The 16,097-nt window shown below is 69.8% G+C and carries 7 protein-coding genes; all 7 read left to right on the top strand.

From position 1 onward, the window contains the following. The first annotated feature begins 105 nt into the window (after window positions 1-105). The 7 genes from ABD329_RS02170 (at window position 106) to ABD329_RS02140 (ending at window position 16,030) form a co-directional block, all read left to right on the top strand. Window positions 106-1,974: a DUF4091 domain-containing protein gene (locus ABD329_RS02170; RefSeq protein ID WP_344315831.1), complete on the top strand. Its 1,869-nt coding sequence runs from the start codon at window positions 106-108 to the stop codon at window positions 1,972-1,974. Beyond that, the gene (locus tag ABD329_RS02165; protein WP_344315830.1) at window positions 1,971-5,612 is read left to right on the top strand and encodes a beta-galactosidase; all 3,642 of its coding nucleotides are present in this window, start codon (window positions 1,971-1,973) and stop codon (window positions 5,610-5,612) included. The genes ABD329_RS02170 and ABD329_RS02165 overlap by 4 nt, the downstream gene beginning before the upstream one ends. Then, window positions 5,609-9,301: a beta-galactosidase gene (locus tag ABD329_RS02160; protein ID WP_344315829.1), complete on the top strand. Its 3,693-nt coding sequence runs from the start codon at window positions 5,609-5,611 to the stop codon at window positions 9,299-9,301. The genes ABD329_RS02165 and ABD329_RS02160 overlap by 4 nt, the downstream gene beginning before the upstream one ends. Window positions 9,302-9,587: 286 nt before the next feature. Next, on the top strand, window positions 9,588-11,027 hold the full coding sequence (locus tag ABD329_RS02155; protein ID WP_344315828.1) for an alpha-L-fucosidase: 1,440 nt from the start codon (window positions 9,588-9,590) through the stop codon (window positions 11,025-11,027). Continuing rightward, complete coding sequence (locus ABD329_RS02150; RefSeq protein ID WP_344315826.1) at window positions 11,027-11,971, top strand: hypothetical protein; 945 nt, start codon at window positions 11,027-11,029, stop codon at window positions 11,969-11,971. Before ABD329_RS02155 ends, ABD329_RS02150 begins: the two co-directional genes overlap by 1 nt. Beyond that, window positions 11,968-12,879 carry a beta-glucosidase gene (locus ABD329_RS02145; protein ID WP_344315825.1) on the top strand — a complete coding sequence of 304 codons (912 nt, stop codon included), beginning with the start codon at window positions 11,968-11,970 and terminating at the stop codon, window positions 12,877-12,879. The genes ABD329_RS02150 and ABD329_RS02145 overlap by 4 nt, the downstream gene beginning before the upstream one ends. Before the next feature lie 28 nt (window positions 12,880-12,907). Then, on the top strand, window positions 12,908-16,030 hold the full coding sequence (locus tag ABD329_RS02140) for an alpha-N-acetylglucosaminidase (protein WP_344315824.1): 3,123 nt from the start codon (window positions 12,908-12,910) through the stop codon (window positions 16,028-16,030). Window positions 16,031-16,097 lie beyond the last annotated feature (67 nt).

Genomic DNA, 16,097 nt, shown 5'->3' with positions numbered 1-16,097 from the left:
CCCAAGTGCACCCGCCTCTTTCCGGCAGGCCCCCGCTCCACCGCCCCGGGGCCTGTCGGAAGCGGCCACCCCCGTGCACTCCCGTGAGAAAGGGAACACCGACCGATGGCACGAATGTCCTCGCTCCTCGCCGGCTTGGTCGCGGGTGTCGTGGTGGCCGCGAGCACCACCGCGATCGCCATCACCGGCGCGAACACCGACACCGGCCCCGATTCCAGGGCCACCACCACCTGGCTGACCGTGAAGGTCGCCGACGCCATGGGCACCAGGGACACCATCACCTGGGTGCCCACCGGATCCTTCGCCAGCTCGGCGGAGGAGCGGGTGCCGCGCTATCCGATGACCCCGATCAAGGGCAAGGACACCAAGGAGTTGGCGCTCTCCGCCGTGCGCAACGAGCAGGTCTCGGCGCAGTTGGCGATCGCGTCCGGCCACGACCTGGGCAATGTCAAGGCCGTGGTCGGCGATCTCACCGGGCCCGGCGGGGCGAAGCTGTCCGGAGACGACACCCAGGTCCGGTTCGTGAAGTACGTCCCTGTGCAGCGTTCCAAGAGCGAGGGCGACTGGTCCGCCACCATCGACCAGGTCAGCTCCGGTAAGGAGGTCTCCGGCGACCGCAACCCCGATGTGGTCGGCGACCCCCTCGAAGAGCGGCCCTCCGTAGACGTGCCCGCGTACGCGGCGCAGCCGCTGTGGTTCACCTTCCATGTGCCCGAGAAGGCCAGGCCCGGTACCTACCGGGGCACCGTGAAGGTCGACGCCGACGGCCGTACCCAGGCCACTTACCCGCTGACCATCGAGGTCGAGGACGCGAGCGCGCCCGACTCCGACGACTACCGCTTCTTCCTCGACGTATGGGCGCAGCCGGAGACCATCGCGCGGGCACACGGTGTGAAGCGCTGGTCCGACAAGCACTGGAAGCTGATCGAGTCCTACGGCCGCGACCTGGCGTCCCGGGGCCAGAAGGTCATCAACACCACCATCGTCGACAACCCCTGGCACCACCAGTGGTCGCTGGGCGCCCGGGAGTCGCAGACCGCCACGCCCTACACCAGCATGGTGGGCTGGACCTGGAACGGAAAGGCGTTCTCCTTCGACTTCAGCCGCTGGGACAAGTACGTCCGGACCGCCAGAGGCGCCGGGCTCGGACCCGACATCGGCGCCTTCTCCATGCTGGCGTTCCAGGATGAGGAGCACCTCACCTACACGGACACCCGTACCGGCAGGACCGTATATGAGAACGTCGATCTGGGCGGGGACCGCTGGCGGCAGGCGTGGGGAGCGTTTCTGCCCGCCTTCGAAAAGCATCTGAGAGCGAAGGGCTGGCTCAAGGACACCTGGCTGTCCTTCGATGAACGCCCCCTCAGCACCATGACGGTCGTCAAGGACTTCGTCCACGAGGTCGCGCCGGTCTTCGACGACCGTATCTCCGTCGCCGGGTCGATCAGCACGGAGGGCGTCGCGTCAAACCTGTCCGTCGACTGGGGCGGCATCGACGCGATGACCAAGGAGAAGGTGGCGGAGCGGCGCGCGGCCGGAAAGATCACCACCTTCTACGTCTACGGATCACCCGCTCACCCGAACACCCTGTCGTACTCCCCCGCCGTGGAGTCGCGCATGCTGCCGTGGATCTCCGCCCAGCGGAACCTCGATGGCTTTCTGCGCTGGTCGTACAACAGCTGGACCAGCGACCCCTTCAAGCAGCCGGTGCACATCTTCACCCAGGGCGACGAATACCTGGTCTACCCCGGCGAGGACGGGCCGATGTCCAGCATCCGCTGGGAGCAGTTGAAGGAGGGCATCGAGGATTACGAGCTCATCGCCCAGCTGAGGGAGAAGGAGGCCGACGGCGCCGACAGCGACGCCCTGGCAGAGGCCCTCGCCACGGCGACCCGGAACCTCGACGGCCGTACGAAGGACGTCACCGACATCGAGACCGCGCGGGCGGCCGTGGTGAAGGGGCTGACATCATGAGACGGCGCTGGAGCTGTCTGCTGCTCGCCGCGCTGCTGGCCGTCATTCCCCTGACGGGCCCGGGCGCCGCGCCACCCGCCCAGGCGAAGCCGCGGGCGCAGGCGCACACGGTCACCTACGACCAGTACTCCGTGAAGGTCGACGGTGAGCCCCTGTACATCTGGGGCGCCGAGTTCCACTACTTCCGGCTGCCCAGCCCCGACGCATGGCGGGACGTCCTTCAGAAGATCAAGGCGGGCGGGTTCAACGCGGTCTCGCTGTACTTCGACTGGGGTTACCACTCGGCCAAGCCGGGCAGTTACGACTTCACCGGCATCCGTGACGTCGAGCGGCTGCTGGACGAGGCCGAGCGCGCCGGTCTGTATGTGATCGCCCGCCCCGGCCCGTACATCAACGCCGAGGTCTCCGGTGGCGGCATGCCGGCCTGGCGCAAGACCCAAGCGGGCGTGAACCGCACCTCCGAGCCGGAGTACCTGGAGGCGGCCCGGGAGTGGATGAGCAGAATCAACCGGGTCATCGCCCGGCACCAGCTCACCCGGGGCACCGGCACGGTGATCCTCTACCAGGTCGAGAACGAGTACCAGGGCGGCCGCCAGGACGCCGACTACATGCAGACGCTCATCGACTGGGCGCGCCAGGACGGTATCGACGTCCCGACCTATCTCAACGACGGCGGCGCCAACAGGAACTGGGTGAGCGGCAAGGGTGCTCCGGACATCTATGGCTTCGACGCCTACCCACAGGGCTTCGACTGCAAGGATCCCGACACCTGGAAGAATCTGCCCGACTACTCCTACGTCAATGAGTGGAAGCCCGAGTCTCCCCTGATCATCCCCGAGGCGCAGGGCGGCGCCTTCGACCCCTGGGGCGGCACCGGATACCAGGATTGCGCGCAACTCACCGGGGCCGACTTCACCCGGGTGTTCAGCAAGATGAACATCGCCGCCGGGGTGAGCGGCCAGTCCTTCTACATGACGTACGGGGGTACGAACTGGGGCTGGCTCGCCGATCCGAACGCGGTGTACACGTCGTACGACTACGGGGCCCCGATCAATGAGTCCCGACAACTGACCGATAAATACCAGGAATTCAAGCGTCTCGGGTACTTCGTCAATGCGGTCCGCTCGCTGGCGCGGACCGACAGGGCCGAGGCGCCCGCCCCTTCCGATGAGGCGCTGCGTGTGGACCGGCGGGTCAACCCCGACGACGGCACCCAGTTCTTCACGATCCGGCACGCCGACACCCGGGTGAAGGACAGGGACGAGACCACCCTGTCCCTCTCGGGGAAGGACGGCGGCTACCCGCGCGTACCGCAACAGGGCGCGATCACCGTCGACGGCCGGGACGCCAAACTCCTCGTCGCCGGCTATGACCTGGGTGACCAGCGGCTCGTGTACTCCACCTCGGAGATCATGACACACGCGCGCGTCGGCGACCGGGACGTGGCGCTGCTCTACGGGCGTGAGGGTGAGGCCGGCGAGACCGTACTGCGCTACGCGAAGCGCCCGAAGGTCACCGCCCTCGACGGCGATATCACCTCCGCCTGGGACGCCGAACGCGGTGACCTGCGGCTGAACTACACGCACAAGGGGCTGGCCCGGGTGCTGGTGAACGGCCTCGAACTGCTGATCGCCGACACCGCCGAGACTGCCCACTGGTGGCGACAGGACACCGCGGCGGGCCCGGTCCTCGTGCGTGGCCCGTCCCTCGTCCGTACCGCCGAATTGGCGGGTAGCACCCTGAAACTGACCGGCGACTCCGCCAAGGCCGCGAGGATCGAGGTCATCGCGGACACCACCAAGGTGACCTGGAACGGCCGCGAGACCGCCGTCACCCAGGCGCCGCGCCCCGTCCGGCTGCCCGCCCTGAGGACGTGGAAGTACAAGGAGGAGGCGCCGGAGTCCGCCCCGGGCTTCGACGACTCCGCCTGGACCATCGCCGACCACCTCACCGCCGACAACCCGGAGCTGGCGGGGTCGCTGCCGGTCCTCGCAATGGACGAGTACGGCTTCCACCACGGCGACGTCTGGTACCGCGGCCGGTTCAGGACCACAGGCAAGCCGACCGCGCTCGCACTCGACGCCAAGACCGGCCCCACCGGCCAGTACGCGGTCTGGTTGGGCGGCCGCTACCTCGGCAGCTCCGGCAACGGCGCGCACACCTTCGACATCCCGGCGGGCGCGCTCAAGGCGAAAGGCGACAACGTCCTCTCCGTGCTCGTCGAGAACGCGGGCCACAACGAGGAATGGGGCCACGACTACTCCAAGGAACCGCGCGGCCTGCTCGGCGCCGAGGTGATCGGCGGAGCCACCACCCTCACCTGGAAGATCCAGGGCAGCCGGGGCGGCGAGAACCCGGTCGACACCGCGCGGGGCCCGTACAACAACGGCGGACTGTACGGGGAGCGGGCGGGCTGGTCGCTGCCGGGATACCCCGACGGCAGATGGGAGAGCACCACCCTCTCCCGGCAGACCGGGGAAACCGGGGCCGGCGTGCGCTGGTACCGCACCTCCGCCCGGCTCGACCTGCCGCGGGGCCAGGACACCGCGCTCGCGCTGGACCTGGCCCAAGCGGAGGGCAGCGGCACCGACTACCGCGCCCAGATCTTCGTCAACGGCTGGCTGATCGGGCGCTACCTGCCGGACACCGGGCCGCAGGCACGCTTCGTCATCCCGAAGGGCATCCTGCGCGAGAAGGGCAACAACACCATCGCCCTGGCCGTCTGGTCCACCGGCGAGGACGCGGGCCCCGGCTCGGCCGAGCTCGTCGACCTCGGTGCCTCGGCGGGCGGGACCAAGGCCGGTACGGTGGCCGCCCCCTCGTACGACGCCAAGACGTACGCCATGCCGGACTCGGGCGCTCAGGTCGCCGTCGACGCCGAGCCGTTCCTGAGCACCGGCACCGCCGCCAAGGTCCCCGTCACCCTCCACGTGCCGAAGGACGCGCCGACCGCCCGGAACGTCGAGCTGGCACTGGAGGTACCGGGTGGCTGGACGGCGACCACCGACGACAGCACCCGTTTCGACCGGGTGCGGCCCGGCGACACCGTGACCGCGGATTACACCGTCACCCCGCCGGGTGACCCGGTCCACTACGCCGTCCTGTCCGCGACCGCCACGCTCACACAAACCGGCCGTCCGGGCACCGTCACCGGGGTACGGGCCGTGCAAGTGCCGCCGCCGGGGCTCTCCGCCGACGCCTATGTGAGCGACCTGACCCTGGTCAAGGCGGTCAACGGCTGGGGTCCTGTGGAGAAGGACGCCTCCAATGGGGAGTCCGCCGCGGGCGACGGGCGGAAGCTCTCCATCGGCGGCACCACCTACGACAAGGGACTCGGCGTGCACGCGAACAGCCGGATCCGGGTCTATCTCGGCGGTGGCTGCACCCGCCTCACCGCCACCGCCGGGGTGGACGACGAGGTCGGCGACAACGGCAGCGTCTCCTTCCAGGTGATCGCCGACGGCCGCTCCCTCACCACCAGCCCGGTGGTGCACGGCTCTGACGGCGGCACCAACATCGACGTGGACGTGACCGGCGCCCGATGGCTGGACCTGCTGGTCGACGGGAACGGCGATGTCTCCACCGACCACGCCGACTGGGCCGGCGCCAAGCTGACCTGTACGGGAGGCACCTCGTGAAAGTCGCACGCGTTGGACACCCGCGTACCGCACTGGCCGGGACGCTGGCCGCCGTGCTGCTCGCCATCCTGACCACGGCGGTGCCCGCCCACGCCACCGTCCGGACCGCTGCGGCCGCCAAGGCCACGACGCACACGGTCAGTTACGACAAGTACTCCGTCAAGGTTGACGGCGAGCGGCTCTTCGTCTGGTCAGGGGAGTTCCACTACTGGCGGCTCCCCAGCCCGGACCTGTGGCGCGATGTGCTCCACAAGATCAGGGCGAGCGGTATGAACGCCGTCTCGGTCTACTTCGACTGGGGCTACCACTCCCCCGCGAAGGGCCGCTACGACTTCACCGGTGTCCGTGACGTCGACAAGCTCCTCGACATGGCCGAGGAGGCCGGGCTCTATGTGATCGCCCGCCCCGGGCCGTACATCAACGCCGAGACCGACGGCGGAGGCTTCCCCGGCTGGCTGATGCCCCAGAAGGGACAGGCCCGGTCGACCGACCCCGAATACCTTTCGGCCGCCCGCGAATGGCTCCGGGAGATCGACCGCATCCTCGCCCGCCGCCAGGTCACCGACGGCACCGGACCCGTGCTGCTCTACCAGGTCGAGAACGAGCTGTACGACCCGGAAGGCCGGGACTACATCGTCGAGCTGAGCAAGCAGGTGCGGGCCGACGGCATCACCGTCCCCCTCGTCGGCAACGAGCCGATGCCGCAGTACACGGGCGGTGACGGCCTGGACTTCGTCGGCGAGCTGGACCAGTACAACACCTTCTGCAAGGGCGAGTGGTGGCTGCCCGCCCTCAAACGGCAACAGGACGACGCACCGCTGGCGATCTTCGAGGCGGGCACCGGCTGGTTCCAGACCTGGGGCGACACGGGCTACGAGAAGTGCCGGGAGAAGATGGGCCCGGCCTACCAGAAGATCGTCAACAAGCACGAGGTCATGCAGGGCACGACGATCGAGAACCTCTATATGACCTACGGCGGCACCAACTGGGGCTGGCTCGCCGACCCGCGCCAGGTCTACACCTCCTACGACTACGGCGCACCCATCAGCGAGCCGCGCCAGACCGGCGCCGACTACGACGAGATGAAGCGGCAGGGCCTCTTCTACACCACCACCGCCCCGCTCACCGCGACCGACCCGGCCGACGCGCCCGCCTCGTCCAACGACGCCGTGCACATCGAAGCCCGCGCCAACCCGGACACGAAGACGCAGTTCCTGTACGCGCGCCACACGGACCCCATGGCCGACGCCGATGCCACCACCACCTTCGACTGGAAGACCCCGGACGGCACCTATCCGGTGAGCATGCGGCTGAAGGGGCAGACCGGCAAGATCCTCGTCGCCGGTTACGACCTGGGCGGCCAGCGGCTCGTGTACTCCACCAGCGAGCTGATGACCAGTACGAAGGCCGGCGCGCGGGATGTGGCCGTGCTGTACGGCGGCGCGGGCGACCCCGGGCAGACGGTGTTGCGGTACGCCTCGAAGCCGGACGTCACAGTTCTCGACGGTGCAGCCAAGAGCACCTGGGACGCCCAACGCGGCGACCTACGGCTGGACTACGACCACAAGGGCCTGGCCCGGGTCCTCGTCCACGGCGGTGGCCGCCCCGACCTGCTGCTGCTCCTGGGTACCGACGGGCAGGCGGCCGATTTCTGGCGGCCGGACGGCACGACTCTCGTCCGCGGCACCGAACTGGTCCGCACGGCCGCCGTCCACGGCTCCACCCTCGCCCTCACCGGTGACGCGGCCGAGCCCGGCCCACTGGAGGTGTTCGCCGCCCCCGGCCTACGGGCCGTCACCTGGAACGGCGGCAAGGTGGCCACCGAGCGCACCTCCTCAGGCAGTCTGCTCGGCGAGATCCCCGGCCCCCGCAAGGCCACCCTGCCCGAACTGACCGGCTGGAAGACGTCCGCCGAAAGCCCCGAGGCCGCCCCGGCCTTCGACGACTCCTCGTGGACCTACGCCGACAGGCTGACCACGGCCAACCCCACCAAGCCGGGCACCCTGCCCGTCCTGTACCAGGACGAGTACGGCTACCACTACGGCTACGTCTGGTACCGAGGCCACTTCAAGGCCACCGGCGCCGAGAAATCCCTCTCCCTGTCCGCTCTGGCCACCAATCCGGACACCTCCTCGAAGGCGGTCGGTGCCTACTCGGTGTGGATCAACGGCCGGTTCGCTGGCACCAGCGAGACCGGCCGCCACACCTTCGCCCTCCCCGATGGCCTGCTCGAGAAGGGCGCGGACAACGTCATCTCCGTCCTCGTCGGCACCATGGGCCACAACGAGGACTTCACCTGGAACAGCGACGACCACAAGCAGCCGCGCGGTCTGACCGAGGCGTACCTCTCCGGCTCCGACGCGCAGATCACCTGGCGCGTCCAGGGGGCCCGGGGCGGTGAGAAGCCCGTCGACACCGTGCGCGGGCACATGAACAACGGCGGTCTGTACGGGGAGAGGTCCGGCTGGACACTGCCCGGCTATCCGGACCGCTCCTGGAACGACGCCAAGCTGCCGGTCAGTGACACCAAGCCCGGCATCGCCTGGTACCGCACCACCTTCAACCCCCGGCTGCCGGAGGGCCAGGACGTCTCCGTCGGTGTCACGATCACGGACGACCCCGACCGCGACTACCGCGCGCTGCTCTACGTCAACGGCTGGCTGATGGGCCAGTACATCAACGACACCGGCCCCCAGCACACCTTCCCCATCCCGGCCGGCATTCTCCGCGCTGACGGCAGGAACACCATCGCCATCGCCTCGTGGAGCGAGGACGCCAAGAGCGGCGGACTCGGAAAGGTGAGCCTGACGACCCTGGGCAATGTCACCACCTCGCTGCGGGTCGGTGACGTGGCCTCCCCGGCCTACGACGCCGCCGACTACAAGGCGCCGGTGGTGCCGGCCCGGGTGACCGTCGACGCCCCGGACACCATCGAGCCGGGCGGCGACTACCGGATCACCGCCGCGGTCTCGGTACCGCGCGACGGCCGCCCGCTGCGCGACTCGTCCCTCATGCTCGACCTCCCCGACGGCTGGCGCGCGACTCCGAACAACCCGGTCGAACTCGGCACCCTGAGGCCCGGCCGGTCGGCCGACGTGACCTGGACGGTCACCGTGCCGGACGACCAGAAGACCGACACCGTCGCGGTCTTGCGCGCCACGGCACGCTTCGCCGCCGGTTCGGTGACCGGCGAGGAGATGCTCGCGGCCCAGCCGCCACCGCTCGCCGCGGGCGAGCACTACATCAGCGATCTGCCCTTCCAGTCGTCGAGCAACGGCTGGGGCCCGGTCGAACGCGACCAGTCCAACGGCGAGAACGCCGAGGGCGACGGACAGCCGTTGCGACTGCACGACGTCACCTACACCAAGGGGCTCGGCATGCACGCGGCCGGCTCGGCGCGCGTGTGGCTCGGCGGCACCTGTACGGCATTCACCGCCGCGCTGGGCCTGGATCAGGAGACATACGGCCGGTCGGACGGTCCAGCCACCGTCGTCTACAGCGTCATCGCCGACGGAGTGACGGTCTACGACAGCGGGACGGTGAACCGCGACACCGGGACCAAGGCGATCGACGTGGACGTCACCGGGGCCCGGCGGCTCGAACTCGTCGTCTCGGACGCCGGGGACGGCAACGCCCTCGACCACGCGGACTGGGCCGATGCCAAGGTCACCTGCAAGGCAGGCGTCTGATGCGTGGACGCGGACAAGCGGTGCGCCGCGGCTTGGTGGCGCTGATCACGGCCACCCCACTGCTCGGCGAGGACACGGCGGCGGCCGCCACGTCGGGACCGATCACCATCACGACCCGGACCGGATCGCCGCATCCACCGTGTTCGTCGAGAACACCCCGGCCGAGGTGTACCGCGACCACCTCGCGCTGGTCGGCAAAACCCGAGCGTTCCGACACCCGCTACGAGCAATACGCCACCCCGCTGTGGAACTCCTGGGCGCAGCTCTACGGACATGAGAGGCACTCATGGCAATCAGCCGCCGAAATCTCCTGACCACCGCGACCGCCCTCGGCGGGGCCGTGCTGCTCGGCCCACCGGGGATCGCCCGAGCCCTCGGCCGCAGGACGCGCCCCGACTATGAGCCCACCAAGGCGTCGCTGGACACCCACCCGGTGCCGCGCTGGTACAAGGACGCCAAGTTCGGCGTCTTCATCCACTGGGGCGTCTATTCGGTACCCGGTGGCACGGGACGGCAGAACGCCGCCGAGTGGTATCTGTGGTACCAGAGCTTCAAGGACACCGCCGAGTGGAAATACCACCGCGACACCTACGGCCAGGACTTCGTCTACGACGACTTCATCCCGCAGTTCACGGCCGAGAACTTCGACCCGGACTCCTGGGTGAAGCTCTTCGAGCAGGCGGGCGCGCAGTACTTCGCGCTGACCAGCAAGCACCACGACGGCTTCGCCCTCTACCCCAGCGAGGTCACCGACCGGCACGCGGTGAAGTACGGCCCCAAGCGCGACCTGGTCGGTGAGCTGATGACCGCCGCCCGCGGACGCGGCACCGTACGGCCGGGTCTCTACTACTCGCTCGGCGAGTTCTTCAACCCGGCGATCGGTCGGCCGATGAGGAACTTCTACACCGGCGAGGAAATCCCGATGGTCGGCTACGAGCCGGTCGAGGACTACGTCGGCGACTACGAGCTGAAGCAGCTCTACGAGATCATCGACCGGTACGACCCGGAACTGCTGTGGGCGGACGGCCAGTGGTTCCGGCCCACCGGGGAACCGCCCTGGCGCAGCGAAGAGCCCATGGCCCATTACTACAACCAGGCCAAGAACCGAGCACGGCCCAAGGGGGTCGTGGTCAACGACCGGTTCGACACCCACTTCGACTTCGCGACGTACGAGCAGCGCACCAACCCCACGATGGACCCGCAGAAGTGGGAGTGCTGCATCACCATGGGGTACTCCTGGGGCTACAACAAGCACGAGCTGGACGAGGACTACAAGACCTCCGAGTTCCTGATCCACCTGCTCGCCGACGTGGTCAGTAAGAACGGCAACCTGCTGCTGAACATCGGCCCCAAGCCTGACGGCACCATCCCCGCCATCATGCGGCAGCGGCTGCGCGACATCGGTGCCTGGCTGGACATCAACGGCCCGGCGGTCTACGGGTCGGCGCCGTGGGTGCGGGCGGAGGAGGAGGGCAGCCCACTCGGCATTCGGTACACGGTCACTCCCGGCAAGTTCCACATCATCGTGCTGGGCGCCCCCCGAGGGACTCTCTCGGTGCCGGCCGACATACCCATAAGCGCCACCTCGCGGATCCGGCTGCTCGGCCACGGCGGACCGGTGCGATGGACCCGCCGGAACGGGAAGATCCACATCACCGTCCCGTCCAGTCTCCCCAGCGACATCGCCAACACCTTCACCGTCGACTGGGACCGGGGGCGAGCCTGATGACCGGACGACCTACCGGAACGGAACTGGACACCCGCGGGCCCACGCTCTCCGTCACCACCGAACCGGCGGACCCGGCCGGTGGCGACGCGGTGACGGCCACGACGGTCCTCACCAATGACTGCCCGTTCCCGCTCCGCGACGCCGTCCTCTACCTGATCGATCCCGGGGCGACGACGGCCACGCGGAGCATCGCCCTCGGCGACCTGCGGCCCGGCGCGAAGGTGAGCCGCGGTTGGCGGACTCAGATGCCCGCCGGTGTGGCGGGGGAGGTGTCGTTCACCGCTCACGTGGTTTTCGACGTCTCCGGGCACAGCGCCGACTGCGCCCGGTCCGCCAAGACGTTCACCATCCCGTATGAGGCCAACGGCGTGCGGGAGCCGTATCTGACGCATGCCACCACCGACGATGCCGAGTACGGCCAGTACGGCACCCAATTGGTGATCTGGTCGGGTGGCCGGGACCTGTCAGGCGGCACGGACGAGAAGGGCAGCGTCTATCTTCCCGGCGTCGCCGCCGAGTCCTGCGTGGTGCAGGTCGAGGCGATCAGCCTGACCGGCAGCGACAATCCCTCCGCCAAGTACGGACTGGCCATGGCCAACGACCTGACCGCGCCGGAGGCGGGCGGCTATGCCGTGCTGACCATGTCGAAGCGGTACGGGCTGGAGTTCGTGACGGACAGCGACGGTGACGGGCGCCTGGACACCTGGGCCGGTGGCGGCGCCTCGTACCATCCCGCCTGGCTGCGCCTGGTGCGTTCCGGCACCACGTACACCGCGTACGCCACCAGTAACCCACTCAAGTGGGACGAGATCGGCACCGCGACCGTGCCCTCGGCGAGCGCCACGGGGGACGCCGGTGTCGTCGCCAGCGCGGTCAACCTCAACTACCCCGGCACAACCGTCCAGGCGGTATTCGATCACTTCAGGGTGGAGGCGACGTGAACGGCGGCCCGAGCAGTCGGCCCTGCCGGCCCGAGGAGGACTTCCTCGGCCCGCCCGTCTCGCTGACCGTGTCGCCGCCACGTCCGGAGCCGGGCTCGGCGGTGACGCTGACCGCCACCATCACCAACACCGCCCGGATCGCGCTGCGTGACACGGTGCTCTACCTCGCCGTGGACGGCACCGGGCGGCCGTCCCGTCTGGGCAGCCTGGCGCCCGATGCCACGGCCACCCGCAGCTGGCGGACCCGGCTCGCCGACGACGCCGAGGGCCTCGTCTCGTTCACCGCCCACGCGCTCTTCGACATCCACCACGACGGCTCCGACTGCGCCCGCGCCACCTCGTCGGTGCGGCTGCCGAACCGGTCGCTCGCCGGCGCCTTCGACAACGCGGGCATCGCCTCCGACGACGCCCTCACGGTCGCCGACATCGACGGATCGCGGTCCAGCCTGTCCGCTCAGGCACTGGCCTCGGTCGGGCTGACACCGGGGGCGGTGGTGACGTACGACGGGACGGCCTTCACCTGGCCGGACACCCGGCCGGGGAACAAGGACAACGTCGTCGCCTCCGGGCAGACCGTGCTGCTGTCCGGCTCGGGCTCCCGGCTGGCCTTCCTCGGCACCAGCACCTGGGGCGAGGGCAAGGGCGAGGGAGCCCTCGTCTACGCCGACGGCACGCGGCAGGCGTTCTCCGTCGCCGTCCCGGACTGGTACGGGGCGAACGACTCAGCCGCGGTGGTGGTGCCGTACCGCCACATCTCCACGGGCCGGGACGACACCCCGATCAGCCTCTACGTGTTCGGCGTCGAGCTGCGGGACAAGGAGGTGCGTGCCGTCGTGCTGCCGAAGGTCGGCGACGGCCTGGAGTCCGGTGTCCCGGCTCTGCACATCTTCGCCATGACGGTCGCCTGACAGCGTGTGCCACAGGGAAAGGAAGCTCATGCGAGGCAATGAAGGCGTCAGCCGTAGACGAGTGCTGACCGGTGCGGCCGCCGTGGGCGGCGCACTGCTGCCGACCCTGCCGCAGGCCGCCCCGGCGGCCGCCGCGGACGGCAGCGCCCGGCCGTTCGACACCGCACCGGCCGCCGCCGCGCTGCGACGGCTGCTGCCCAACCACCACCGGCAGGTGACGCTGCGCGCGCTGGCCGCCGGCGGCGCCGACCGGTTCCGGGTCACCGGCCGGGCCGGGACAATCACCGTGGCGGGCACCGGCCCGGCGGTACTGCTCACCGGCCTCAACGCCTATCTCGCGCGGGCGGCGCAGGCCGACATCTCCTGGAACGGCGAACAACTGAACCTGCCGCGGCTGCTGCCCGCCCCCGACGGGGAGATCGCCGGATCGGCGAACGTACCGCACCGGTTCGCCCTCAACGACACCAACGACGGCTACACCGGCCCCTACCGCGACTGGGGCGCGTGGGAGCGCGAGCTGGACGTGCTCGCGCTGCACGGCATCAACAGGGTGCTGGTCTACACCGGCGGCGACGCCGTCTACTACGACACCTTCCGCCAGTTCGGCTACTCCGACGCCGAACTGTGCGCGTGGATACCGGCACCGGCCCATCAGCCGTGGTGGCTGCTACAGAACATGTCGGGGTTCGGCGGTCCGGTGTCCAAGCGGCTGCTCGAGAGGCGCGCCGATCTCGCCCGGAAGATCACCGACCGGGTGCGGGAACTGGGCATGACGCCGGTGCTGCCCGGTTACTTCGGCACGGTGCCCGACGACTTCGTCGCGAAGAACGGCGGCGACGCGGCGGTCGTCGCGCAGGGCACCTGGGGCGCCTTCAAGCGGCCCGACTGGCTCGACCCGCGCACCGCGGCCTTCGAGGAGGTGGCCGCCGTGTTCTACCGGGCCCAGTCACAACGCTTCGGCGACAGCACGATGTACAAGATGGACCTGCTCCACGAGGGCGGCAACCCCGGCGACGTCCCGGTGGGCGAGGCCGCGGGAGCCGTCGGAGCGGCGCTCCGGAAAGCTCACCCGGGCGCGATCTGGGCGATCCTGGGCTGGCAGTCCAACCCGTCCAGGGCACTGCTCGACGGTGTCGACAAGAGCCGGATGTTCATCGTGGACGGCCTGTCCGACCGCTACACCACCGTCACCGACCGGGAGAACGACTGGGACGGCACCCCGTACGCCTTCGGCAGCATCTGGAACTTCGGCGGTCACACCCCGATCGGTGCCAACGCTCCCGACTGGGTGGAGTGGTATCCGAAGTGGCGGGACAAGGACGGCAGCGCGCTCGCCGGCATAGCGGCGATGCCCGAGGGCGCCGACAACAACCCGGCAGCGCTCGCCCTGCTCACCGATCTCGCCTGGACTCCGGGCACCATCGACCTGGACGAGTGGTTCACCGCGTACGCCACGTCCCGCTACGGCGGCGCTGATCCGCACGCCATCGCGGCGTGGCGGACCATCCGCGACACCGCGTACGGCATGACCCGCGCGGACACGTGGAGCGAGGCGCCCGACGGGCTGTTCGGCGCCCGGCCGAGCCTGAGCGCCAACAAGGCCGCCGCATGGGGCCCGGAGGCCGACCGCTACGACACCACGGCCTTCGACACGGCGCTCACCGAACTGCTCCAGGTGTCGCCGCGACTGCGCGACAGCTCGGCCTACGCGTACGACCTGGCCGACGTGGCCCGTCAGGTCCTGTCCAACCGCAGCCGGGTGCTGCTGCCCCAGATCAAGGCGGCGTACGAGGACGGTGACCGCGGCCGCTTCGACCGGCTCACCACCACCTGGCTCAGCTGGATGAAGCTGATGGACAAGGTGCTGGCCACCAGCGGCCAGCACCTGCTCGGACGGTGGCTGGCCGACGCCCGTTCCTGGGGCGCCACCAAGGCGGAGAAGGACCGGCTGGAGTACGACGCGCGATCGATCATCACCACCTGGGGCGGCCGGGCGAGCAGTGCGGAAGGGCTGCACGACTATGCCAACCGGGAGTGGTCCGGCCTGGTCGGCGGCCTCTATCACCTCCGCTGGAAAACATACTTCGACGAGCTCTCCGCGGCGCTCGCGGCCGACCGGCAGCCGGCCGAGATCGACTGGTTCGCGCTGGAGGACCGCTGGGCGCACCAGCACGACAGCCACCCGGTGCGGACATCGGGCGACATCCACAAGCTGGCCCGGCAGGTGCGCGACACCCTGACCGCGGCTCCCCACCAGGTGGCGCTGACCGCGTCCGCCGACCGGGGGGCGGTGGCCGAGGGCCGCCCGGTCACGGTCACCGTATCGTTCACCAACCGCAACGGGTTCGGGCCCGCGACGGATGTGAGCCTGTCGGTCGACGCGCCGAAGGGGATGGCCGCCGAGCCGGTCGGCACCACCACCGCGGCATCCGTCGTCCCGGGCGAGACCTTCTCGGCGAGCTTCCGGGTGACCCTCACCGCGACCCCCGGTGCGCTGGTGTCCAGGGTGCCGGTGGGCGCGTCCTACCGGACCGCCGGGTCGCGGGGTTCGGCCTCGGCGGCGGTCCGTCTGATGGCGGGCACCGACGTACGAGCGCCGTACCGGACCGCTTCCTCCAACGACGCCGTCTTCGGCCAGTCGGGGGACGGACTCGCCATAGAGGGCGGAGGCGCCGATCTCTGGGGTGGCGTCAACGAGTTCGGCACGATCCACCGGGTCGCCGCCTTCGGTTCCGGGTCGGTCGCCATGGTCAAGGTCACCTCGCAGGACAGCACGGGCGGCTGGGCCCGCGCCGGGCTGATCGCCCGTAACGATCTCTCCTCGGACGGCGGCGGCTCAGCCGGGTACGTCAATCTGGCGGTGACTCCTTCCAACGGATGCGCACTGTCCTGGGACGCCGACGGCAACGGCACATTCGACTCGATCGAACTGGCCGGGTCCCTGACCGCCCCGGCGCATCTGCGGCTGACGCGCTCTGGTGCCACCTATACCGGCGAGTGCAGCGCTGACGGCGTGTCATGGACAGTCGTCGGCACCGCCACGCCGGGTGGCGTTGCGGGGACTCAGGACATAGGGGTCTTCATGACCGCCGCCAACGGCTGGACCGGTACCCGCGGGATCGCCGGCTTCCAGGGCTTCTGCGTCACCTGAGCCCGGCCGAGAACCAGCGTCGACGCGCCAGGCGTCGCGGCGTCCCGTTGATCGCGGGCGAGTGGCG

It is taken from the genome of Streptomyces javensis (genome assembly GCF_039525925.1).
In the GTDB taxonomy this organism is placed as follows: domain Bacteria; phylum Actinomycetota; class Actinomycetes; order Streptomycetales; family Streptomycetaceae; genus Streptomyces; species Streptomyces asiaticus.
This window is presented reverse-complemented; position numbering and strand designations above follow the sequence as displayed.

Bases quoted from the DNA above. Each gene is read 5' to 3' on its own strand.
- ABD329_RS02155 (WP_344315828.1), top strand. From the start codon at position 9,588: ATGGCAATCAGCCGCCGAAATCTCCTGACCACCGCGACCGCCCTCGGC.
- ABD329_RS02140 (WP_344315824.1), top strand. From the start codon at position 12,908: ATGCGAGGCAATGAAGGCGTCAGCCGTAGACGAGTGCTGACCGGTGCG.
- ABD329_RS02165 (WP_344315830.1), top strand. From the start codon at position 1,971: ATGAGACGGCGCTGGAGCTGTCTGCTGCTCGCCGCGCTGCTGGCCGTC.
- ABD329_RS02170 (WP_344315831.1), top strand. From the start codon at position 106: ATGGCACGAATGTCCTCGCTCCTCGCCGGCTTGGTCGCGGGTGTCGTG.
- ABD329_RS02150 (WP_344315826.1), top strand. From the start codon at position 11,027: ATGACCGGACGACCTACCGGAACGGAACTGGACACCCGCGGGCCCACG.